23 protein-coding genes are annotated in these 22,590 nt (G+C 32.5%); 4 read left to right on the top strand and 19 right to left on the bottom strand.

What is annotated here, in order from left to right; genetic code table 11:
• Positions 1-16 precede the first annotated feature (16 nt).
• The 3 genes from AC1Q8N_RS12790 to AC1Q8N_RS12780 all read right to left on the bottom strand — a co-directional run bounded on the left by AC1Q8N_RS12790 (position 17) and on the right by AC1Q8N_RS12780 (position 2,074).
• Positions 17-334, bottom strand: coding sequence for a hypothetical protein (locus tag AC1Q8N_RS12790; RefSeq protein ID WP_098089586.1), 318 nt, complete (start codon positions 332-334; stop codon positions 17-19).
• A gap of 318 nt (positions 335-652) precedes the next feature.
• On the bottom strand, positions 653-1,228 hold the full coding sequence (locus AC1Q8N_RS12785) for a histidine phosphatase family protein (protein WP_493521195.1): 576 nt from the start codon (positions 1,226-1,228) through the stop codon (positions 653-655).
• A 30-nt stretch (positions 1,229-1,258) separates the two neighbouring features.
• Entirely contained in the window at positions 1,259-2,074 is an 816-nt protein-coding gene (locus tag AC1Q8N_RS12780) for an alpha/beta fold hydrolase (RefSeq protein ID WP_098079135.1), read from the bottom strand.
• Positions 2,075-2,513: 439 nt separating this feature from the next.
• On the opposite strand from AC1Q8N_RS12780, the gene AC1Q8N_RS12775 reads away from it, so the two are divergent.
• Positions 2,514-5,234 (top strand): putative bifunctional diguanylate cyclase/phosphodiesterase, encoded by a 2,721-nt coding sequence (locus tag AC1Q8N_RS12775; protein ID WP_493521194.1) that lies wholly within the window; start codon positions 2,514-2,516, stop codon positions 5,232-5,234.
• Positions 5,235-5,330: 96 nt separating this feature from the next.
• Here AC1Q8N_RS12775 and murG read toward each other — a convergent pair whose 3' ends face one another.
• From murG to AC1Q8N_RS12755, 4 genes are read right to left on the bottom strand one after another with little or no spacing between them, the layout of a single operon-like run.
• On the bottom strand, positions 5,331-6,398 hold the full coding sequence (murG, locus tag AC1Q8N_RS12770) for an undecaprenyldiphospho-muramoylpentapeptide beta-N-acetylglucosaminyltransferase (protein ID WP_098079130.1): 1,068 nt from the start codon (positions 6,396-6,398) through the stop codon (positions 5,331-5,333).
• Positions 6,399-6,446: 48 nt separating this feature from the next.
• A complete protein-coding gene (locus AC1Q8N_RS12765) occupies positions 6,447-6,767 on the bottom strand; it encodes a DUF6572 domain-containing protein (protein ID WP_048545900.1) in 321 nt (106 codons plus the stop codon).
• Positions 6,768-6,792: 25 nt separating this feature from the next.
• Positions 6,793-7,704, bottom strand: a complete 912-nt coding sequence (locus AC1Q8N_RS12760) for an SDR family oxidoreductase (RefSeq protein WP_493521193.1) — start codon at positions 7,702-7,704, stop codon at positions 6,793-6,795.
• Positions 7,701-8,687, bottom strand: coding sequence for a UDP-N-acetylglucosamine 4,6-dehydratase family protein (locus tag AC1Q8N_RS12755; protein WP_098077464.1), 987 nt, complete (start codon positions 8,685-8,687; stop codon positions 7,701-7,703). The genes AC1Q8N_RS12760 and AC1Q8N_RS12755 overlap by 4 nt, the downstream gene beginning before the upstream one ends.
• Positions 8,688-8,996: 309 nt before the next feature.
• On the opposite strand from AC1Q8N_RS12755, the gene AC1Q8N_RS12750 reads away from it, so the two are divergent.
• Together AC1Q8N_RS12750 and AC1Q8N_RS12745 are read left to right on the top strand one after the other, a co-directional pair.
• The gene (locus tag AC1Q8N_RS12750; RefSeq protein ID WP_098077461.1) at positions 8,997-10,175 is read left to right on the top strand and encodes a DUF2515 domain-containing protein; all 1,179 of its coding nucleotides are present in this window, start codon (positions 8,997-8,999) and stop codon (positions 10,173-10,175) included.
• On the top strand, positions 10,138-10,563 hold the full coding sequence (locus AC1Q8N_RS12745) for a CBO0543 family protein (protein WP_493521192.1): 426 nt from the start codon (positions 10,138-10,140) through the stop codon (positions 10,561-10,563). Before AC1Q8N_RS12750 ends, AC1Q8N_RS12745 begins: the two co-directional genes overlap by 38 nt.
• 44 nt (positions 10,564-10,607) lie before the next feature.
• Here AC1Q8N_RS12745 and AC1Q8N_RS12740 read toward each other — a convergent pair whose 3' ends face one another.
• Positions 10,608-11,363 carry an HAD-IIB family hydrolase gene (locus tag AC1Q8N_RS12740; RefSeq protein WP_048545909.1) on the bottom strand — a complete coding sequence of 252 codons (756 nt, stop codon included), beginning with the start codon at positions 11,361-11,363 and terminating at the stop codon, positions 10,608-10,610.
• Between the two features lie 78 nt (positions 11,364-11,441).
• Between AC1Q8N_RS12740 and AC1Q8N_RS12735 the strand changes: the two genes are divergently transcribed.
• Positions 11,442-12,131 carry a Crp/Fnr family transcriptional regulator gene (locus AC1Q8N_RS12735; protein WP_048545911.1) on the top strand — a complete coding sequence of 230 codons (690 nt, stop codon included), beginning with the start codon at positions 11,442-11,444 and terminating at the stop codon, positions 12,129-12,131.
• 63 nt (positions 12,132-12,194) lie between these two features.
• Here the strand turns inward: AC1Q8N_RS12735 and AC1Q8N_RS12730 are convergent, their stop codons facing one another.
• From AC1Q8N_RS12730 to AC1Q8N_RS12680, 11 genes are all read right to left on the bottom strand, one after another.
• Positions 12,195-12,620, bottom strand: coding sequence for a YfmQ family protein (locus AC1Q8N_RS12730; RefSeq protein ID WP_048545912.1), 426 nt, complete (start codon positions 12,618-12,620; stop codon positions 12,195-12,197).
• A gap of 21 nt (positions 12,621-12,641) precedes the next feature.
• Positions 12,642-13,313, bottom strand: a complete 672-nt coding sequence (locus AC1Q8N_RS12725) for an LrgB family protein (protein WP_048545914.1) — start codon at positions 13,311-13,313, stop codon at positions 12,642-12,644.
• Between the two features lie 23 nt (positions 13,314-13,336).
• Entirely contained in the window at positions 13,337-13,693 is a 357-nt protein-coding gene (locus tag AC1Q8N_RS12720; protein WP_098642035.1) for a CidA/LrgA family holin-like protein, read from the bottom strand.
• A gap of 30 nt (positions 13,694-13,723) precedes the next feature.
• Positions 13,724-15,157: a MocR-like pyridoxine biosynthesis transcription factor PdxR gene (gene pdxR, locus AC1Q8N_RS12715; RefSeq protein WP_431097595.1), complete on the bottom strand. Its 1,434-nt coding sequence runs from the start codon at positions 15,155-15,157 to the stop codon at positions 13,724-13,726.
• Between the two features lie 68 nt (positions 15,158-15,225).
• On the bottom strand, positions 15,226-15,999 hold the full coding sequence (locus tag AC1Q8N_RS12710; protein WP_493521191.1) for an alpha/beta fold hydrolase: 774 nt from the start codon (positions 15,997-15,999) through the stop codon (positions 15,226-15,228).
• 23 nt (positions 16,000-16,022) lie between these two features.
• Positions 16,023-16,703 (bottom strand): bacillithiol biosynthesis deacetylase BshB2, encoded by a 681-nt coding sequence (bshB2, locus tag AC1Q8N_RS12705; RefSeq protein WP_431097661.1) that lies wholly within the window; start codon positions 16,701-16,703, stop codon positions 16,023-16,025.
• A gap of 53 nt (positions 16,704-16,756) precedes the next feature.
• Positions 16,757-16,948, bottom strand: coding sequence for a hypothetical protein (locus AC1Q8N_RS12700; protein WP_048545921.1), 192 nt, complete (start codon positions 16,946-16,948; stop codon positions 16,757-16,759).
• Between the two features lie 214 nt (positions 16,949-17,162).
• Positions 17,163-17,870 carry a GntR family transcriptional regulator gene (locus tag AC1Q8N_RS12695; protein ID WP_046956514.1) on the bottom strand — a complete coding sequence of 236 codons (708 nt, stop codon included), beginning with the start codon at positions 17,868-17,870 and terminating at the stop codon, positions 17,163-17,165.
• Between the two features lie 30 nt (positions 17,871-17,900).
• Entirely contained in the window at positions 17,901-19,310 is a 1,410-nt protein-coding gene (locus AC1Q8N_RS12690) for a glycoside hydrolase family 1 protein (protein ID WP_048545925.1), read from the bottom strand.
• Between the two features lie 231 nt (positions 19,311-19,541).
• Positions 19,542-21,257 carry a methyl-accepting chemotaxis protein gene (locus tag AC1Q8N_RS12685; RefSeq protein WP_098079101.1) on the bottom strand — a complete coding sequence of 572 codons (1,716 nt, stop codon included), beginning with the start codon at positions 21,255-21,257 and terminating at the stop codon, positions 19,542-19,544.
• 231 nt (positions 21,258-21,488) lie between these two features.
• Positions 21,489-22,469 carry a phosphatidylinositol-specific phospholipase C gene (locus AC1Q8N_RS12680; RefSeq protein WP_064475043.1) on the bottom strand — a complete coding sequence of 327 codons (981 nt, stop codon included), beginning with the start codon at positions 22,467-22,469 and terminating at the stop codon, positions 21,489-21,491.
• Positions 22,470-22,590 lie beyond the last annotated feature (121 nt).

Genomic DNA, 22,590 nt, shown 5'->3' with positions numbered 1-22,590 from the left:
AATTTAAGAATACATACTATTTATTCACAATAAATGTATATATATCATCATAAATACAACCATTTACTTTAATTACATACTTCCCTGGTTTACTAAAACGAATTGTGTATTTATTTAGCTGAATGGCTTCTTTATCTCCAGAAAGAATATCAATACTTCTACCACTCAATACATAAAATTCACTTTGATTCATCGTTACATCAATTGCATTGAAATTCCCTTCTTTCACCTGTTGGGTTTCCGCAGCGCTTACACTTGGTTCTAAAAACAGTAGTCCACTTAATCCAATCGTACCTGCTAAAGCTACTCCCGCAAACTTTTTAATCTTTTTCATTACAATGTCCTCCTTATAAATTTTGTGTAAAGGTGATTCCCCCCCTTACACCACAAAGCCTATATGTAATGAAATGAAAAGTAAACGGAGACCGTAAGACAAAATTCTACATCTTTTTCTCCAATTGAATATAAATCCAGCGTTTGGAGTTTTGTCACATTTAAAATTGTTTCCTTAAACCAACTTCCATTTATATTATTCAGAAATTGAATAATTACTTATTAATTTAACATTCTAAAAATAGTTGATAAAAATGCATTCTATAAAAAAGAGTGTGTTTTATAAGTACAAATTAAAACACACTCCATATATGCAGTTTCATTCTCCTATCCATAATCTTTCTACATTCATGAATTGCTCCTCTTTAAATTCCAACTTATATATGTCAGGCTTTGATGTATGTATTAAAAATTCAAACCCATATTGGTTATTGAAGTAATTCATCATTAATGTCATTACAAGTCCATGTGTGCCAATTACAATTTTTTGTCCTTGAAAATTCATTAATATTTTCTTTAACATTTTCACTACCCTTACCTGACAATCCTTATATGACTCTCCTTCTGTTAGTGCAAAATCCGGATCAGAGAACATCTTCTTTACAAGTGGATACACCTCTTTATCTGATATAATCTTATCCTCACTTAAAAACATACACTCTTTGAGATTCTCATATACTACTACTTCTTTTTCATAGAAATCGGCTGATTTTTCTATCGTTAACACAGCCCTCTTATACGGACTTGAAATGAAAGTATCGATTCCCTCTGTTTTTAATATGTCTGTTACTCTGTGAGCGTCTAAACTTCCCTTTTCAGTTAAACCACGTGTTCTTTCACCCCCTTCTAATTTTGATGATTCACCGTGCCTAACCATATAAATATATGTATTCATACTTCCTCCTTGAAAATATTCATTCGTTTTTTATAAATTTTGTTGTTTTGTTCGTGTAATCCATTCTCCTACTAAACTCTCGAATAGTTCAGGCTGTTCAATTTGCAAATTATGTCCCGCCATATCAAGCACCGCTAATGTTGCTCTTGGATAATCTTCAATAATTTCTATAATATCTCGATAACCTACCGATATATCTTGTCTTCCTGCTAATAAAAGAACGGGTTTCTCATATTTTTTTCGGTGAAACTCCATAGTAAGAGAATAATTTTTTTGCAATCTTTCAATAAATTCATAATTAGCAACATCTAACCCCGGCTTAATTTCTTCTTTAAATCGCTTATATGTATATTCATTTGCTACCACTGCTAACTCGCTAAATTCTTTTCTTTCGGTAGAAGTTAACGTATTTAAAAACTCCTTATCTTGTACAATTATCTGTTTATCCGGTAAACGTCTTTCTTTTTGCAGTGCAACAACCACAGGACATATTAATAATAATCCATTGACTCTCTCAACCATTTTTGAAAGTATCCCTCTAGCTAAATATCCGCCGAAAGACTCTCCTACTAGTAAAACATCTTTCTTTGGAATGATTTCTTCAATAAATATAGTTAACACTTCTAATATATGATCTGAACTATTTATCCAATCTGGAGCGTTCGACTTTCCCATTCCAGGTAAATCAATATATATTCGTTGATAACCTTCATATTTTTGAAATACTGATTCCATACATTTCATCATTAACCTATGATCCGGCGCACAGCCATGTATAATAATGACTGGTTTCCCCTCTCCAACAATTTCATAGTATATTTCCGCATCTTTAATTCGCCATAACATAAAAAGTCCTCCCTATTTAGTAAAAATACAATCCACTCTGTAAGAATACACGTTCTTATTTTATATCCTTTTGTAACATTTTTACAAATGTTAATTTTCAGATTAAAGATGAAAATCTTACTTAAAATAGCCTATAACAATCAAAAGATCAGCTAGAAAGAGGATTCTCATCATTTTATATGCAATTTTGCATCTCCGCTTGCAAATCACTAAAAAACCTTTAAAATTCAAAGGATGACTAAATATACAATTTCTATTTAAAATCTTGATGCAATACATACTATCAAACGCAATGTTTTTTTAATTTTAAGAAGTATTAAACTCTTCAATACTTTCCTTATAAACAAGATTTTTACAAGGAAATCTGATACAATTTTTAAGTAATATTACTATGTATAGATATTACGAATATAGTGCATAATTAAAGAAGGTGATTTTATTGAAATTAAATAAAAATTTACAACTATGTATATTAATCGGAACATTAATATGCTATTCAATCTATTTTATATTTTTTTATCTGTTCCCTACTCATTTTTCAAATTCGGATGTACGCTTCGCTTCACTTATCGTTGAAGCCATTACATTTGTATCACTAATTTATTCTATATATTCTAAAAAAGTCAGTTCAAATCCGTTTTGGATATGTATCACGATAGCAATTGGGAGTTTTTTATTAGGTAAAATAGTATATACATATCAAGATAGCTTCTTCGAAATTCCAATACATCGTTTTACTATTTCTGATGTATTTTACATGTTTTTTCTACTCTTTTGTCTTATCGCTTTCAGTTATAAAATTTTAAAAGAATGCGATAAATGGGAAAAAGCGTTCTTTATTTGTGATATATGTATAGTACTTACTTCCATATTCACATTAGAGTGGTATTTATTTAATCAACCAAATTTAAATATATTCTCTCTTTCACTAGGCGATGTTTTCCTTTCATTTCTATATCCAATTGCAGATTTATTGTTTCTTCTACTAGGCTTTAGTCTCTTTTTCCGTCCGACAATTTTTAATTCTAAACGGAAGATTTATATCTTTATTCTTGTATTGATAAGTTCTGCAACTTTTAACTATATTTATTTTTACTTAAATAACCATTTAGCAACTGAAACGATAACATTATTACGTCTTTTATATAGAATACCTATATTGTTTATTGCAATAGCTGGATCTATTTCAGCAGATCGTAATAGCCATAAAAATTATTTCATTGTTAACCCTATAATAGGAAAAAAGGCTTTAGTTGTATTTCCCTATCTTGCTGTTGCAATACTAATCGGGTTTACATTAAAAGAACAAACATCATCCTCAACTCTCATTACAGGAAATTGTATTACTTTTATTTTCGTACTCATTCGTCATTCTATTGTACGTATGCAAAACAATTCCCTAACAAAACGTTTACAGGCATTCAATGCACAACTAGAAGAAAAGGTGACTTTACGGACTTCTGATTTAGTTCATAAATCAGAGGCTCTATCTCAAAAACAACAAAAGTTTAAATCGTTATATGAATATCACCCTGATCCTATTTTTACAATTGATTTACATGGCGTATTCTTAAATGTAAATCAAGCCGGAAGTATACTACTTGGAGCACCAACAGATGAGTTACTCGGTGAAACTTGTTTTTCGATTATTTTAGATGAAGACAAACATAAACTAACATCTGCATTAGAAAAGGTGAAACAACAAGAATCGGCATACTTACAACTAAGTTCTAAATATAAAGATGGTTTTACTTATTTTTTATACGTTACCATCGTCCCTATTATAATAGACGGACAAATTTCAGGAAGTTATATTATGGTAAAAGATATTACCGCACTAAAAAAGCAACAAGAAGAAATAAAGTATTTAGCATTCCATGATACGGTAACGAAAATTGGGAACCGTGCCTTTTTCCATAAGAAATTAAAAAGAGTTATAAAAAATGCTAAAACAACAGACAGTGAGTTCGCATTATTATACTTAGATTTAGATCGCTTTAAAGCAATTAACGATACACTTGGACATTCGGCAGGAGATCACATATTAGAAGAAGTAACGAAGCGATTCCAATCATGTCTTCCATCACATACTCATCTGTCAAGAATCGGTGGCGATGAATTTACAATCTTAATTGAAAACTATACTGACGAAGATTCCTTATTCGATTTATGCAACCAGTTATTTGAATGCATGGAAAAACCGTTTGTCATACATGAGCATACATTAACTTTATCACTTAGTATCGGCATCGCTATTTATCCACATTCCGGAATCGATACCGCTACACTTTTGAAAAACGCTAATGTTGCAATGTATGATGCAAAGGCAAAAGAGCTTAACTCTGTCTCTATTTATGACGATGTAATCGCTAAAAAAATTGAAAGACGATTACGATTAGAAAAAGATTTAACAAACGCAATACAAAATGAAGAATTGTTCCTTTTGTATCAACCTCAAGTTGATAGTGAATCTAATAAAATTATCGGTGCAGAAGCTCTAATCAGGTGGAATCATCCTGAATTAGGCGTTATTTCTCCATATGAATTTATTCCGATTGCTGAAGAAACACTACAAATTATTCCAATAGGAAAATGGACATTGCAGCAGGCTTGTGAGCAAATGAAACGTTGGCACACACTCGGATATTCTCATTTAAAAATTGGTGTAAACTTATCTGCTAAAGAATTTGAACAAGAAGATTTTGTAAAGTCTATTTCTTCTACATTAGCAACTACAGGCTTACCGGCAAGTTCTCTCGACCTTGAATTAACAGAGCGCATTGCAATGATGGATGAGCGAGAAACATTGATAAAGCTCCGCACACTAAAGGGTTTAGGAGTTCACATTTCAATCGACGACTTTGGTACAGGTTATTCTTCACTAGCGTATTTACCTTTATATCCAATAGATACGTTAAAAATCCCAAGAGAATTTATTACAATGTCTGAAACGTGTGAAGATGGAATGGAAATTATTAAAACGATTATCACATTAGCACATACATTAGAAATGTCTGTCATTGCAGAAGGTGTAGAAACGAAAGAACATGTGAATTTCCTTCAAAAAAATAAATGTCAGTTTATTCAAGGTTACTATTATAGTAAACCTATCCACACTCATGCATTTACTGAGCTATTAGAAATCGGTATTCACCTATAGTATATTGCTAATATGGATAAGTAATAATGAATTTGAACAACTATAGTAAAAAGGAAAGAAGATATCTTCTTTCCTTTTGTTCTTTTATTTAAATTTCTATTCCTTCACCACTTCATTTATTATATCTATTAATTGATGAATCCCCTCATCATTTGTTTTCTTATATCCATTCATGTTTTGAATATATCTCTCCTTATTTGTATACAACTTATTTACTGCATGTATGAATACATTCGTATTTATTCTGTCCTGGATTATAACTTCCGCATATCCTTGCCGAGAAAAATATTCAGCATTTAAAACTTGATCTCCCCTACTAGAACTGTTAGTTAACGGGATAAGCAACATCGGTTTCTTCAAAAATAGCAATTCAGAAATAGCAGTAGAACCTGCTCTAGAAACTACAACACTCGCCATATTTAGTATATGCGGCAACTCGTCGCCTATATACTCAAATTGCATATAACCTTCCATGCCAATAGATAAATCTATCTTCCCTTTACCGCACATATGAACAATATTAAAATTTAATAGTAATTTTTCCAAACTTCCCCTTACCATATCATTTATCCATTGAGCACCTTGACTCCCACCCATAATTAACAATACTGGTTTATCTTGCTGAAATTTACAATAGCTTCTTCCCCGCAATACATTGCCCCTCTCAATTTCTTCCCTTACAATTGGTCCTACATAAACCTTCTTCTCATTACTTACATTTTCTCCTGTCTGAGGAAATGTTGTGCATAGTTTTGTAGTAAAAGGTAATGCTATTTTATTTGCTAATCCTAACGTACTATCTGGTTCACGTATTATTACAGGTACTTTATTCATCCACGCTCCTATTACTACAGGAACGGACACAAATCCTCCTGCCGAAAAAACAACATCTGGTTTTATTCGTTTCATCAATTTATAACTTTGTATGCAACCTTTTATTATTTTAAAAGGATCTTTAAAGTTCTCCCAATCCCAATATCTCCTAAGCTTCCCCGTTGAAATACTATTGTATTTCACATTTTGAACTAATAGTTTTTCAATTCCATTTTGAGATCCAATATACTCAATTCCCCATCCTTTTTCCATAAATTTAGTAATCAATACCATATTAATCATTACGTGTCCGGCTGTACCGCCCCCAGTAAAGAGAATCTTTTTATTCATAATTTATATCCACCTTTATCATTAAAAATCTTGTTTTATACTAATCTATTAAATGTAAGTAAACTTACTATTATTTATATAAACATTTAGCTCAAACCCTATATCTTGCAAAAAATCTTTAATAAGATCATAAAAATCATTTCCATACTCACTACATTCATACTGAGCAAAGACTTGAATTACAGGCCTAGTTCCTGTACCTATTACTGGATTTTTCCTATCACCCTTTTTACCTTCCACATAGGCTTGACATTTATTTATCGCCTCATAGATACACAAAACATGCTCTTCCTCATCTTTCCAGTCCAGCGTATCAACAATTAAAAGAAATAGCGTATTTTGATTATCTATTGTTTTATAGCCATTCATATATTTCTTACACCCTTTTCATTTTTCATTGAATGCAGATTTCACTACACTTCGCATACTCGAGTACATCTTTTAATGATTGATGGAATTGAATTTCTGGGACCCAACCTAACCTTTTTATATCCTCTATTACTAAACTCTCATTTGATTCGCTTCCACTATGCTCTGCTTCTTTTATGGAAAAACTCAGCTGTGTTAATTCTTTGTATTGTTCTATTACATCTAATAAAGACCGTTTTATCCCTGATCCAATATTATATTGTTTTCCATTTATTCCATCGCGCAATAACACATGATACGCTTTAACCGCATCACGTACATCTAGAAAATCCCTACTATCTTTCATACTGTTTACTTCAATAATTGCTTCACTTTTATTCGACTCTATAGTTATCATTTTTTTTGCAAGAATAGAACAAATACCATTCGATACTCCTGGACCAATTAAATTCGAGGGCTTTGCAATGATAATATTTGAATTCATTAATTCACTCCACACCTCTGCAATAATGACTTGCATCGTTTTACTTAAACTATATGGATTTGAAATTTTTATATTGCTCATACTATCTGCTTGCAAAGCAGATCCTATAACCAATGTTCTACAGTGAGGTACTTCTTGCTTAATTGCTTCTAATAAATATAACGTCCCTATTACATTAACCTCTACATATTCAAGAGCAGCTGTCCAAGACTCTATGACCGAATTCTTTCCTGCTAAATGCAATACATAATCTGGCTTTATTTGTTTCATTACCTTCATTACTTCGCTCTTATTAGTTAAATTACAAGTAATACCATTCCCAATTATTTCTCTATGTGCACGATTTTGAAACATAGGAATTACATGAAAGCCCTGCTCTAAAAAATATTGGCAAGCATGGCGTCCTGTGAAACCATTTGCACCAGTTATTAAAAGACTCGCATTTTTTTTCATCGTAAAAACCCTCCTTTTAATAACATTTGTTTCACCTCGTGTTTTGTAAGTAAGTCTTGTTGAGAACTAAAACTCTTCACATCCACAAGCGGATAGCTAGCATAATATTCTTGCAGTCCTTCTATAGGAATAGTCGGTAGTACCACAAAATAATTTTGATCAAAACTTATACTTGTTTTACTCTCTACCTCAGATAAAAGCATTTCACTTAATTTTTCACCCGGTCTTATCCCTACTTCTTTTACCTTCACGTTTTCCTTTTTCGAATCTTCAATTAACACTTCTGCTAAATCTGTTATTTTACATGCCGGCATTTTCATAACAAAGATTTCCCCACCTCTACCTTGATATACGGCTTTAAATAACAATCCAACAGCATCTTCAATCGTTAAGAAAAATCTAGTCATACTTGCATCGGTAATCCCAACTTGTAAAGATTTTTTAATTTGTTTTTTAAAGAGTGGTACCACACTTCCGCTCGTCCCCAAAACATTTCCACCACGAACACAAATGAATTTTGTTTTCTTCGTTTGCATATTCGCATGCACCATCAACTTCTCACCAATTGCTTTTGTCATCCCATACGTATTTGATGGATCGGCTGCTTTATCCGTTGAAACATATATAACTTTCTCAACTTGCATCTGTATAGATGCTTCAATTACATTTTGTGTACCATGTATATTTGTTTTTATAGCTTCATAAGGATAATACTCACATACTGGAACATGTTTTAAAGCTGCAAGATGGAATACATAATGGACACCTTGGCATGCATAGAGTAGTTGATCTTTATCACGAATATCTCCAATAATAAATTTTAATCTATCATCATTTATAAACTGTTGCTGCATTTCAAACTGAACCGTTTCATTTCTTGAAAAAACTCTAATTTCTTTCGGTGATTTTTCTAATAATTGTTTTATAAGTTCATGTCCCCACGAACCTGTACCACCAGTAATTAAAATTATTTTATTTAGCATTTCTTTTCCTCCTACCACACATTTCAATTAGAATTGTATTTATAAAATTTATTGAATTATTTTCAATTGATTTAAATCATAATTGTCGTTTGTTACATTTAATTGACAAAATAAAAAAACAGAAACTATTAAAAATAGTTTCTGTTTTTTATTTCACCTCACAACAGTAAGATTTTTTATACTTTTTGCATAATAACTAAACACTTGTAAAAAACACCGCTCATTTATTTCTTATACTCGTAATAAAATAAATAGAATGATTCATAGCCAATAATCATGTTTAAATTTATGAAAAATGGAGGTAACGGAATGTACCGAAGCGATTCAAATTATACATATAACGGACCTTCCAAAGTACTGCCTCTCTCCCTATTTGATGTAAAAAATGAATTAAAACAAAAAAGCAAACTCATACATTCTGGTACGATGTATAAATTAACGAAAGAAGAGCAACTCATCATCAACAACATAAAAATACAAACAGAACAGCTAAATAAAAATAATGTGACAAGAACACGCGCATACTACCAATTTTACACTCAATATCCAGAAATACATTGGGCACTACTTGGGCATATGGTATCACGTAACGGCGGTTGGAATATGACTGATTTAAAGGGCGATTTATATACGAAAATTTTATCAGAGAAAGATCAAATCACATTTTTTTCTTTTTTAGAAAGAGGGAATTGGCTTATTTTCCAAGATGTATATCCTCAATTTCTGCTTTATGAACAAAGTGTGAAAAGAGCAAAAAAGCTATTTCACCTTCTCCCTCACCTAAATGTTTCTACATTTATGGAAACGATGTGGAACGATTTTTGGAAAACAGGTAACAAAAAAACATTAGCCATTGCAACTATTATTAATGAGCAAAACTACTTAGAAAAAAGAGTGATTCAAAATATACAATTTAAAAAGACTGTACTTAATAGTATTGGATTTAAACTCTTTGATTTCTTTCAATTTAATCATATTCTTTTCCCATTCTACGAAAATGATAAGAAACACAAAGTATTACTATTTGGTGATACAATGAAACATTTCACTTCCTTACACGAACGAATCTTAATTGGAAAAAGGTTGTATTCATTATTATTTCGAGACACACATGTTTTATCTCAAATAATAAGCTGGGCCCAGCACCATCCGCATACAGGATCAAGGAAAGATTACTGGCCTCATTTATTTTCAAGTGTCAATGAATCTTTTTCCCGTGAGTTTTATAAGCGTCGAATAAAGAAATGCCAGTTGCGTAGTGGCGCTTATCGTATATACAGTCCTGCACTCATCTATGCATGGCGAGATATGAAGCATGAAGAAGTTGACAATGAAGATTGGTTTACGGACTGGCAAGTTGTAAATTACTTAGTAGATAAGGGGGAAAATATAAATGGACAAATTACAGAAGACTACTGTAAAACACTCGAAACAATTGAGTTGGCAATTCTTGCAAAGAAAAACGTCCTCCTTCGAGAAGAAGAGTGATTTTCTAGCATTAGCAGTTACAATCTTACTCTCTTCTATTATCGGAACTTGCTTAGATGCTTTCTTTGTTGCGAACCAAATGTATTCCTTTCCCGTTAGACCATTCTCATCCATATTTTCAGTTAACATTGGCTTTACTTTGTTTGTACTACCGATTTTAACAACGCTTTTCATACAAATTTCAAAAACATTATCTGCAGTTTCTAGAATTTTATTTATTGTTTCAATAGGTATTTGTGCTAGTATTTTTGAACAGGTTGCTGAAAGATTAGGGTTGTTTGTACATAGTGCGAATTGGCGTCATAGTTACTCTTTGTTTGGATATATGTTATTTTTATTTTTCATATGGAAGTTCTATCAGTCAATTATTAATAAAAAAGGGCGCTAAAAGGCTAACAATCCTTTTAGTACCCTTTTTTCACATACACATTATTATGCATATGACTCTGCTAACTCCATAATTTTATTACTAATAGTTTGTTCATTAATCTTTAAACATGTGGAAGCATGATTCATTAATACTTCATGACTCCCAACACATATACTTTCCTTAGCATGTATAAACATTGATAAATCGTTTGAATCATTACCAAATACTACAAATTCTCCCTCTTTTATACCTAATCGTTTTAAACCTTCCCATTTATCAATATGTGGCGGACTTATATCAATAATCCCCTCTTTTGCGTGCTCATATATTCTTATAGGAAGTTCTTCCAACGCATTTATGATTAATTCTTTTTTTATATTATCAGGAAATAAAACCACCTTTACTACTTCATCAATTTCATCAATATTCATATTAATAGCCAATTGATTAGGGTCTATGTTTTTGTAGATAGGGTGATTCTCGCTTCCTGTATAAGCATAATTCCACTGACTATCTACCAAATATGAAAGACTATACTTTTCTATAATTGAACGCATAGCACTTACTGCTTCAATGTCAAAACGTATAACTTCAACAATTTCTCCATCCTTTGCGACAAAGGCACCATTCCCACCAATCATTGAATAATGATGCATATGAGTTGGTAGAACAGGTAATAAATCTCTAATCGGTCTAGCAGATGCAAATATAATCTCATGTCCTTTACTATAACAAACGTCTAGCGCTTGAATGATCTGTCTAGTTACTGCGTTCCCTTTAAAACAAATAGTACCATCGATATCAAAAATAAATTTCATATACATCACTCCTTTCTTTTTAATGTAAATGAATTATTTTATAATAGACAGGACAGATGTCCCAAAAGGAGAAACATTATGCAAAAGATTGCAGATAATATTTTATTACTAAATTACCTAAACAATGAATACATAAAAAAACTGTTCCAACAATTCAATCATCCATTTGAGATTCACAGATATGCAGCAAAAGAAACTGTATTACAAGAAGGCGAGGCTATTGACGGCCTATACATTCAAATGTCAGGTCGTACAAAAATAACTTCAAGTGTAATTACAGGTAAAGCATTATTACTACGATTTTGTTCTGCAGTTTCTATCATGGGAGATATTGAATTAATTCAATCAGTAGACATACAATCTCATGTAACCTCCGAACAGCAGACTGATTTTCTTTTTATTGATAAAAATTATGTAACAAGTTACTTATTACATGATGTAGTCTTTCTTCAAGAACTAATTCATCACGTCACTTATAAACTACAAACCTGCACAACGGCTTCACGTATCAATTTACTAGCTTCTGTGGAGACACGCTTTGCTAGTTATTTATGTACAGCTCGAAACCCATCTAATTTATTTGGACGAGAAATCCATACGAAAGATCATCATGAAATTGCCTCATTAATCGGGACAACTACCCGTCATCTTAATCGAGTTATCGAAAAATTAATAGCTAACAATATAATTCATAAAAATAATAAACAGATTGTTGTTGACGATTGGAAAGCTATTGAAGAACTTTCAAACGGGCTAAGATACGAATAAACAGTTAAATAATTATATACATCCTACCTATAATAAAGAGACCGTTGTAAAAACGGTCTCTCCTTAAGCATACTCTTCAGTTACTACTAATGGTGCCAGAGTTTGAAGACTTTTTGAACGTAAACGATAGGCAACGATTTTCTTCTTATATTGCTTGATTACATCAACATGTTCCTCATGGCTATACAGAGAAAATCTAATCTCTTTATTCCCTTTCTTCGTATTAATAACGATTGGTGTTCCTTCCCCGTGCGGTGGGAAATAGTGTTTATCTAAAAATAAAGCCTCATTAAATTCATGAATAACTTGTAGTTTCATTTCTCCCTCTATATTTTTTCCATCTATCGATATAGAGGTAGTCTCTTCTTCAAGTTTTTGATGCAATTCAAATCTACTAATAATTGATTCTACAACAGAAGTTGGCATACTAGAAACTAGTACTTTAAGAGCGCCAAAAATAAATAATGTAACTATAAACCATGTTGTCATTTTCATCATCTCCATTATATTTTAAAATATAAATTTCGTTCCATAAGGTATAAATATACTAATGAGTATTCCGGTTACAATCATCGTCACTGAACCGATCGTCGCCTCTTTCTCGCCTTCCTTCACGAGACGGCTCACACCAATAATATGTGATGCGCAGCCCATCCCCACTCCTTTTCCAATCGTACTTGTTATACGGAAAAACTTAAGTACTGTTGGTCCGATAATAGCACCTGTTATTCCTGCAACAACTACAAAACTAGAAGTCATAGATGGAATACCACCAATTTGATCCGCTAATGAAATGGCGATAGGCATCGTCGCTAATTGCGGCAGTGTTGTTAATATGAGTTCCTTATCTATATTTAACATTCCGCCTATCACTACATTCATACTCGTTAAAGCCACTATACCTACCGCTACGCCGATAAGTATCGACAAAAAATTTTTCATAAGTATATTTCGCTCTTTAAATAAAGGTATCGCTAACGCTACAATTGCAGGACTCAATAAGCCGGAAAGAATGTCTCCCCCATTTTCTCTATACTCATGATGAGAAATACCCAAAATCAGAAATAAGCAAATCATACTTGCTGTAACTGTTAACACCGGTAACGTAAATGGAAACGGAATTTTTTTATATAACTTTGTCGCCAATACATACATTACTACAGTAATAATAATTAAGACCATTTGCATCTTGCACCTTGTCGATTTTATTTTTTTGATGCTACTAATAATTGACTTATATACCCTGAAACAATCAATGTTACTATTGTGCTTGCAACTACTAAAAGGAATATAACACTCCCCTTACTGAAAAGAAAAGACCCATATTCCATCAGCCCTGTTGTCGAAGGAATTAGAAATAACGGTAAAAATATAATTAACTTTTCCGCACCTTCCTCAAACCACTTTAATGGTAAAATACGAGTAGAAAGGAGCAGAAACAGCATTAACATCCCTATTAAACTTCCTGGCATTGATAAATGGAATACTTCCTGAATCCACGTACCAACTAAGCTAAATACATATAGCACGCCTACTTGAAGTAAAAGCGTCACGTACTTCATTTCTTTCCCTCATTTCAATATGCATCACTATTATGAAATCTCGTTTAATGTTTCCGCAAACCTCGTGATTCCCAGTTGAATTTGTTCGACATCTACTCTCCCAAAAGTAAAACGAATATATTCATTTTTAGTACCTAAAACACTTCCCGGGACAAACGCTACACCATTTCGTATAGATTCGCCTAATAAATGATATTCATCAAATGTTCCTTGCACTTTGCACCATAAATGTATTCCACCCTCTGGAACAAAAAATTCAACCTGGTCCCCTAATATTTCTTCAAGCTTTCTAATTAACACATCTCTTCTGTCTTTCAATTGCTCACGAAGCATTGTAATATGTGCATGAAAATCTTCTGATTCTAAAAATTGATTTGCCACCCACTGCGTAAATACACTATGGCCAAAATCAACTTGCTGTTTTGCATCCGCTAAACGTTCTATTACACGCGTAGGGCCAATTACCCAGCCAATACGTAATCCTGATGCAACAATTTTTGATAATGAACTTATATAAAGAACATTCCCGTTTTGATCCATTGATTTTAATGTAGGATTCACTTCTCCATTAAATGAAGTTAAACTATACGGATCATCTTCTACAATCGGTATACCAAATTCAGAAGACAGCTCTAAAACCTTTTTACGCCTTGCTAATGACAACACAGTTCCCGTTGGATTTTGATAATCTGGATTCAAAAATACCATACGAATACGATGCTTTTTATGCAAATCAATTAAGTCATCTGGATTCATTCCATGCTGATCAACAGGTAGATGGAATATTTTTAGGCCAGCAGATTTAAACATCGGCAATGAAAAACAATACGACGGATCTTCAATTGCAATCGCGTCTCCTGGTTTTAATAAGCATTGCACGATAAGGTTAAGTGCCTGTTGTGCGCCAGATGTAACAAGGATAGAATTCGAATCTGCTTCAATTTGTTTATATTGCTGAACATGTGCTGCAATTGTTTTTCTCAACATTTCATTTCCAAGCGGATGGTCATAACCGAGGTTTTCCATAAATGTTTTCTCCGACAAAATCGTTCGGAATCTATCGCTCGGAATCAATTCTGGTGACAATTCACCACTCGCTAAATTAATTAAGTCGTCTTTTTGTGTTTCCGTTCTAATTTGTTGAACGAGTGGTACGTTAGGTAAGAACGATCCATCCTCCACGTACCTACCCCAGTTCGGTATTCGTTTATGTGAGACACCCCATATATCTGTATTGACCCTTGTTCCGCTTCCCTTTTGCCGTTCTACTACTCCAAGTGATTTTAATTCTTCATACGCAGCTACTATTGTACTCCGGTTCACCTGTAATTCTTTCGCTAACGTACGCTCAGAAGGTAACTTGCTGTCAGAAGGAAACTCACCTGAAGAAATACCCCTTTCCATATAATCCGCTATTTGTTTATATACAGGCGTCTTATCTGCACGATTTGGTTTCCATTCCACCTTGTTGCCCCCTCTCAAAACGAACTATCCTTGATTCCCTAATAACAGTATTAACTTTAATAATAGTATTAATTAATTACATGATTTAAAAATCTTTCTACCGTCATATTAAAGCTAGTCGGCTGTTCTAAATAAGGTAAGTGTCCACTATTTTTAAACTCAATAAAAGTTGTATTTTTCAAACGTCTTTCAAACTCTCTTACATATTTCTCGGGAACGAAATCATCATTTTCCCCTCTTATAATTAAAGTAGGACATGAAATATTTGAAAGAAACGGTCTTTGATCATAATCTACTAATTCAGCAAATAATCTTTGAATATGCACCGAATTAATAGACTGTAAAGATTGATAAAATCCCCTAACAATTACTTCATTATCTGCTACTCCCATCGCCTTCAATAATGTATCCGCCCATGTTTTTCCATTATCGTGTAAGCTAAGTAAATCATATACTTCAATTCGTTCTTTTCGGTCTTCAGGCTCCAAATAGGGAAATGCATTTACAACAATTAAACTAGAAACAAAGCCTGGATATTGAATAGCAAAATCGATACCGACTCTAGCTCCTTTTGAAAGGCCACACATAACTACTTTTTGTAGCTTTAAATAACTGCATAACTCATACAAAACATTTGCATATTCTTTAAAAAGAATTTCCAGCCCTTCAGATTTCCCATGCTCCGGTAAATCAAGAGAAATCACCGTCCAATTCTCTTTGAAATATTGCCTTTGATATAGCCAATTGTTTGCGTTCCCACCAAGACCGTGTAATAACAATATAACAGGGCCCGATCCTTCTATATTGTAAGAAATTTTCCGATTCTTATATTCAAAATACATATTCATCACCTTCAGCTATAACATCACTTACTCTTATCTTTGAATGAATATATCCAAAATGGTTCCTTTTCTAACCACTCTACTGTTTCCGGTACACCTTCTTCATACTCTCTTTTTAGTTCCGTTACTTTCGTCGCAAATTGTGATGCATGTACTTGCAATACCTCTAATTTTTTGGGAACATATTCTTTCACTTCATTTTTAAAATGCGGAGGACCTATTTCCGCTTCATGATTGTTCGAAAAAGCTACCGCATAAAATGTTGGCCTTTTATATTCCGGAATATTAGCTAACGCCTCTGCTACCGCTTCTCCTGTTGCATCATGATCTGGATGAACCGCATATCCCGGATAAAAAGAAATAACTAACGAAGGATTCACTTCTTCTACACATTTTTGTATTACACGTCTTAACTCTCCGGGAGTTTCAAATTCAAGAGTTTTATCACGATATCCCATCATACGTAAATCTTTAATCCCTAAAACATTTGTAGCCCTCTTTAGTTCCGTCTCTCTTATAACATTTAATGATTCACGTGTTGCAAAAGGAGGATTCCCCATCGTTCTCCCCATTTCACCTAACGTTAAGCAAACATAAGTAAGAGGAACATTTCGCTGCGCATAAGCTAAAATTGTACCTGCCACGCAATATGACTCATCATCTGGATGCGGAAAAACAATTAAAACGTGGCGTTCATTTTTTATCAAAATCATACTCCTCCATCATATACAATATTAACTTTTTTCTTTCAAAACTATTAAATCACTACCGCATACCACGTTACCCCAACAAGTAGTACGAAAAGAAGAAGAATATAAATAGTTGATAAGTTTTTCACATTTCTCTTTGTAGACTTGCCGTAATTATCCTCCACATTTCGTGCAACTAACACGGTCCCAAACAGGGATCCAATTACAATAATAACCACTAGTGAAATTGCAAAAATCATTGTATTTTCACCTCTCTAAAGACAATCTATTTTAATAAAGAACTTCCTCTTTAAAACTTTAATAACATACTACCTTTCTTCTCTTATCATAATAGATGTTTACAAAAAACGGACCAACCACTTTTGTGTTTTTTTGCTCATCCACTTTAAAAATAAAAAGCAACTGATCACTTTGGACTCAGTTGCTTTTCACACGATAAATTATTTTCTATTTTTATTTGAAATTAATTCGATTTAAAAGTTTAGTCTTTTCATAATGAAACATCGATTGAGATAACTCGAAAATTGTCCCGTTTACAAGACACACTGTATTTTCAATAAGAAGCGCCGGATCACCTTCATTTAATTCTAACAGCTGCGCGTTTTCTTTATTTACTTTTTCACAACTAATAACTTTATCGGCAAAGCCAATATTTAATCGTAAATCTTCAATGAAATAACTGTATACAGAGCTTAATGCTATTTCTTTATTCAAATATGGAATAATATCCTTTTTGAAATAACTTACTTCAATAGAGAATGGTTTACCATCTACAATTCTTAAACGCTTCAAAAAATATATCCTAGTTCCAGCTTCGCATTGCATCCGCTTTGCTATATCTTCGTCCGCATCTATTACTTCAAGCTCTAACACTTTCGTTTCAATATTTTGCGAAACGAGATTTTTCGTTAATCCACGTAAACTTCCTAAATTAATGTAATCTGTTACAGAAGTTTCACGTAAAAACATACCACTACCTTGCACTTGAAAAATATAACCTCTATTTACAAGCTGACTAATTACTTTACGTATCGTATTACGGCTTACTTCAAACCGATTCATCAAAGCTTCTTCTGTAGGTAGTTTTTTCGTTTCATTAAAAAGCCCATCTCGAATGTTTTGCTCTAACACATCTGCAATCTGTTTATACTTTGCACTCATACACTTTCTCCTAAAATACTCTTTTATCTATTATAACTCTTCTCCTCTCGTTTCGATAACATGTTTATACCAATGAAACGAAAGTTTTTTCTTACGTTTTAAGTTATCATTATGATCGACAAAAATAAAGCCATATTGCTTTTTATACCCATTTAACCAACTTAATAAATCAATCACTGACCATGCATAATAACCTTTTAAATTGATTCCCTCTTCAATTGCACGCTTTATTACTTTTAAATGCTCTTCAATAAATTTAATTCTCGGAACATCTACAACTTCTCCTTCAATGATTGGATCTTCATCACCAAGTCCATTTTCCGTTACATACATCTTTATGTCACCGTAACGCCCTTTCAACATATGCAATCCATCTAAGAAACCTTCGGGAGATATTTCCCATCCCCATTTTGTATATGTTTTATCATCCATTTTTACTGTGCGATAAAAACCATCAAAAGAAGGATTACCTGGAGCAAGTGTTGAGTTTTCTCGAGAATGCTCATCGCTCTTTATATCCATATCGTATCTTTCTACTCGTATTGGTTGATAATAATTCAAGCCAATAAAATCATTCTTTTCGGCATTTTGTTTAATGATTTCTAATTCTTCAACCGTCCAATTAGGAGTCCACCCTTTTTCCTTTAATTGTTGAACAACATAAGGTGGATACTCACCTTTTAAAACTGGATCATAATACCAATACGTTTCATATTCATTCGCATGATTTGCTGCTAGTATATTTTCTTTTTCATCATCCACACTATAAGCAGGTAAGAAAACATGTGTAATCCCAATCTCCCCATATTGTTTCAGCTGCTTGTACACCGCAATTGTTTTCGCATGTGCATAAAATACATAATGAGTCGCTTGAAAATACTTTGGAACATCATTTTTTATTCCTGGTGGATGTGCACCTTTTAAATAGCCTAATCCACAAAACATTACTGTTTCATTAAAAGTAATCCAATGTTTCACTCTATCACCAAATGCTTTAAAGCAAATTTCGGCATACTTTACAAAAGCATCTGCTGTTCGTTTATTCGTCCACCCACCATCCTTTTCTAACGGTAATGGTAGATCCCAATGATATAAAGTGACAAACGGTACAATCCCGTACTTTAAACATTCATCAATTAAATTGTTATAAAATTTAATGCCTTTTTCATTTACCTCTCCATCTCCATTCGGCAATATTCTCGCCCAAGAAATCGAAAAACGATACGATTCCAATCCCATCTCAGCCATTAAACGAACATCTTCCTTATATTGATGATAATGATCAACCGCTACATCACCATTTGTTCCATTGTATGTTTTGCCAGGAATTTTTGAAAACTCATCCCAATTCGTAACACCTTTTCCATCCTCATTCCATGCACCTTCTACTTGATAAGAAGCTGAAGCAGCTCCGAATAAAAAATCATGTGGAAACTTCATAGTATATACCTCCATTTTATTAGAATAAATCAAATTCATTATTACATATAAAATTTATAGGTACAAATTTAAATGATTATTATATAATACATTTCTGTTTTTCACTATAATTAAACATAGCATTCACACCATTTACAAAAAAAGAACCTATAAAGGTCCTTTTTCAAATTGTGCAACGCAGCACTATATTGAGTATCTTAAAGTTTATACTACTGATAAATGTTAACAAACTTATTCTTCAATAATGAATTGCGAAATTAGCATTTCTAAATTTTCGACTTTCTTTTTCATTTCATTAGATTTCGTCGTTATTTCTTGAATCAATGTGGCTTGTGCTTGAATTGATTGTACCGTTCGATTCGTTTCTTGTGCGACTTGTGTTGCAGTTTCAGAAACTATTGATAAAGAGGCATTCACTTCTTCTGTCCCAGCAGACATTTCTTCTGTGGCAGCAGACACTTCTTGAATTTGGGACGTTATTCTATTAATATCTTGCATAATAGATGAAAATGCGAGTTCTGCCTTATATGCTGCTTCTTTACCACCACTAGCCTGTTGTTGACCTTTTTTCATTACATGAACTGTATCCTGTGTATCTTGATGTATAAAACGTATTAAATTATTTATATCATTTACAGATGTTTTAGATTTCTCAGCCAGACCTCTTACTTCAGCTGCAACTACTGCAAATCCTTTTCCATTTTCTCCGGCGCGTGCTGCCTCAATTGCAGCATTTAAGGCCAGTAAATTCGTTTGTTCTGCAATATTAGTAATAACATCTAGCGCTTCTTCAATTTGTTGTGTCCGCGTAACAAGTCTATCAATGACCTTAGAAGTTTCTTCAACAACTTCATTCACACTATTCATTTGACGAATAGATTGTTTTATAACTTCACTACCAGAATTTGCTTGGTCTATTGTTGTAACAGCAACTTCAGCAACCATCGCTGAAGATTCAGCTACTGTTTGAACTCCAGTTGCAATTTCTTCCATCGAAGTTGAACTTTCTTGAATACTAGTCACTTGTCCCTCTATTTCTTTATTTATTTCAGAAGTAGTTCGAACAACCTCGTTTGATATATGTGCTGCCGTTTTTGTCTCTTGTAACATATTTTCAGTTGAAATAATCACTTCTTTCGCTGTAACCTTCACCTGACCGACTAATTGTTGCAAGTTATCTAACATACTATTAAAGGATTGTACAATATGGCCTAATTCGTTCTCGGATTTATAAGAAGTTCGAATTGTTAAATCTCCAGCAGATACTCGTTCCATATCTTTTTGTAATAATACAATTGGTTTTTTTATAACATTTTTTATTATAAAACCAATAAAAATAATTATTATGATTCCAACAAATGAAATAATTACAAATGTTATTATCGTATTTTTCACACTATTGATATTCTCTTTTTGTAGTTGTTCAGCCGCGGTATTATTATATAAAATAAGTTCACGGATAGACTGAATTGTTTTTCCCATATTAGGCTCAATTTCTTTTAAATAATAGCTATACGCTTCTTCATTATTAGTCAGTCCCAAGTCCTGTGCTTTCTTCATTTGTATTCTTAAATCTTTGAATTGACTTTGAAATGCATTATACAAGCCCTTTTCTTTATGAGAACTAATTCTAGTTTCAAATTGTTTTAATAACTCATCATTTTCTTTCCTAGTCTTATCCATTTCTGTTATTAGTTCTTTCATTCTTTTTTCATCTTTCGATATCATAATCTCCATAAAATTCATATTCACATGGTAAAAATTTGATTCTACAGTTCCTATCCATTCAATTGGTAATAGCCTTTCGTCATACATACTAGAAGATGTATTTTCACCTTTTTGAAGCCCTAGAAACCCCAGAGAAGATAACATGATGCACGCCAAACTCGATATAATGACTAACACATTTAATTTCGTTCCAATTTTACTATTTTTAATAAAAGACAATAAATCCACCTCATCTGTATATTATACTTATATGTTTTATATTACAATATTAATCGACATTTATCGACATTTTTTCGTATCGATTTTATAACCGTATTAAATTATTATATTAACTATATAAACCTATTCAAAGAACTTTGATTCTCATAATATTAAATACTAAAAAGTCTTATGGGAATTCCACAAGACTTTTAATAGCGTTACATTGTTTCTATGAAATTATGGTGAAACTTAAAGTGACTTATTAGTCCTTATAACTTCTTGATAGAGAATCGGTGACCACTTATCACTAACATAATCTTGGATCACCCAACCAACTCTTTTGGGATCCTCTTGTTTAATATATGCCGCAATTTCGGGATTTATATAAGAGGCATAATAATATGGACTATTCCATGCTGTACCACCAGAAGACAAGCTTGTAAAATTAATATATAGATGATTTAAATCCTCACTATTGTTAATCGTTTCATTTATCGTCTCTTTAATAGATTTTACTTTCTCATCATAACTCACTTTATATTTATCTTGTACTGTTACATTTATATTTTGATTTACAGTTGTCGTAAACGTCTCATTATCTGGCCAATAAAAATTATTATACCCTCCAGATTCATTACTACCACTATATCTTTTTAGTAGTACAATTTTCCCTCGAGCATCTCCAAGTTTTATATTTCCTTCTGTTTTTAAAAAGATAGGATCAACAAAATAATTTTTTTCAAACGTATTACTAAATGAACCTTCTGCCCCTTTCATATCCTCATACTCTTTTTTTAAAGACATAATAATTGTTTCACTTGGGTTATCTTTTAAAAATTGTTTCGCTTCGTTTATGAATTCATGCAGTGTTACATAAAGAAATAATGGCCCATGATGAAGAACTATCGTATTATCATCTGTTAAACGGCCTCTTATATCAAAAATGCGAGCTCCATGATCCATTTGATAACGAAAATCATACTCTTGCGTCATTCCCCATACTTGCTTTATTGGATTTTGTAATTTGAACGTACCACTATCATGTGTTCCTGGAATTGAAATTCGTGCTAACGGGATGTTATCAGGTATAGGTTGCATCCATTTTGACCAATTTTCAAGTTCAATAACAGAACTAGCTGCAACGACTTGCTTATCATGTAAAGCAAATACAGATGTGATAAATATCATACTACATATGAATAATTTCAAAATAAACTTCTTATTGCTCATTATTATTCCTCCTTTTTCTGTTTTACATCAAACTTATTGAATATAATATAATCTAGTGAGTAAAAAATAAATAATATTTCATCAATATGAAATATTGCATAGAAGTAAAGTTAAAAAATCA

Source organism: Bacillus sp. GW823-FHT06B01, assembly GCF_058952315.1.
Note: the sequence above shows the minus strand (reverse complement) of the source record. Positions and strands in the feature narration are given on the sequence as shown.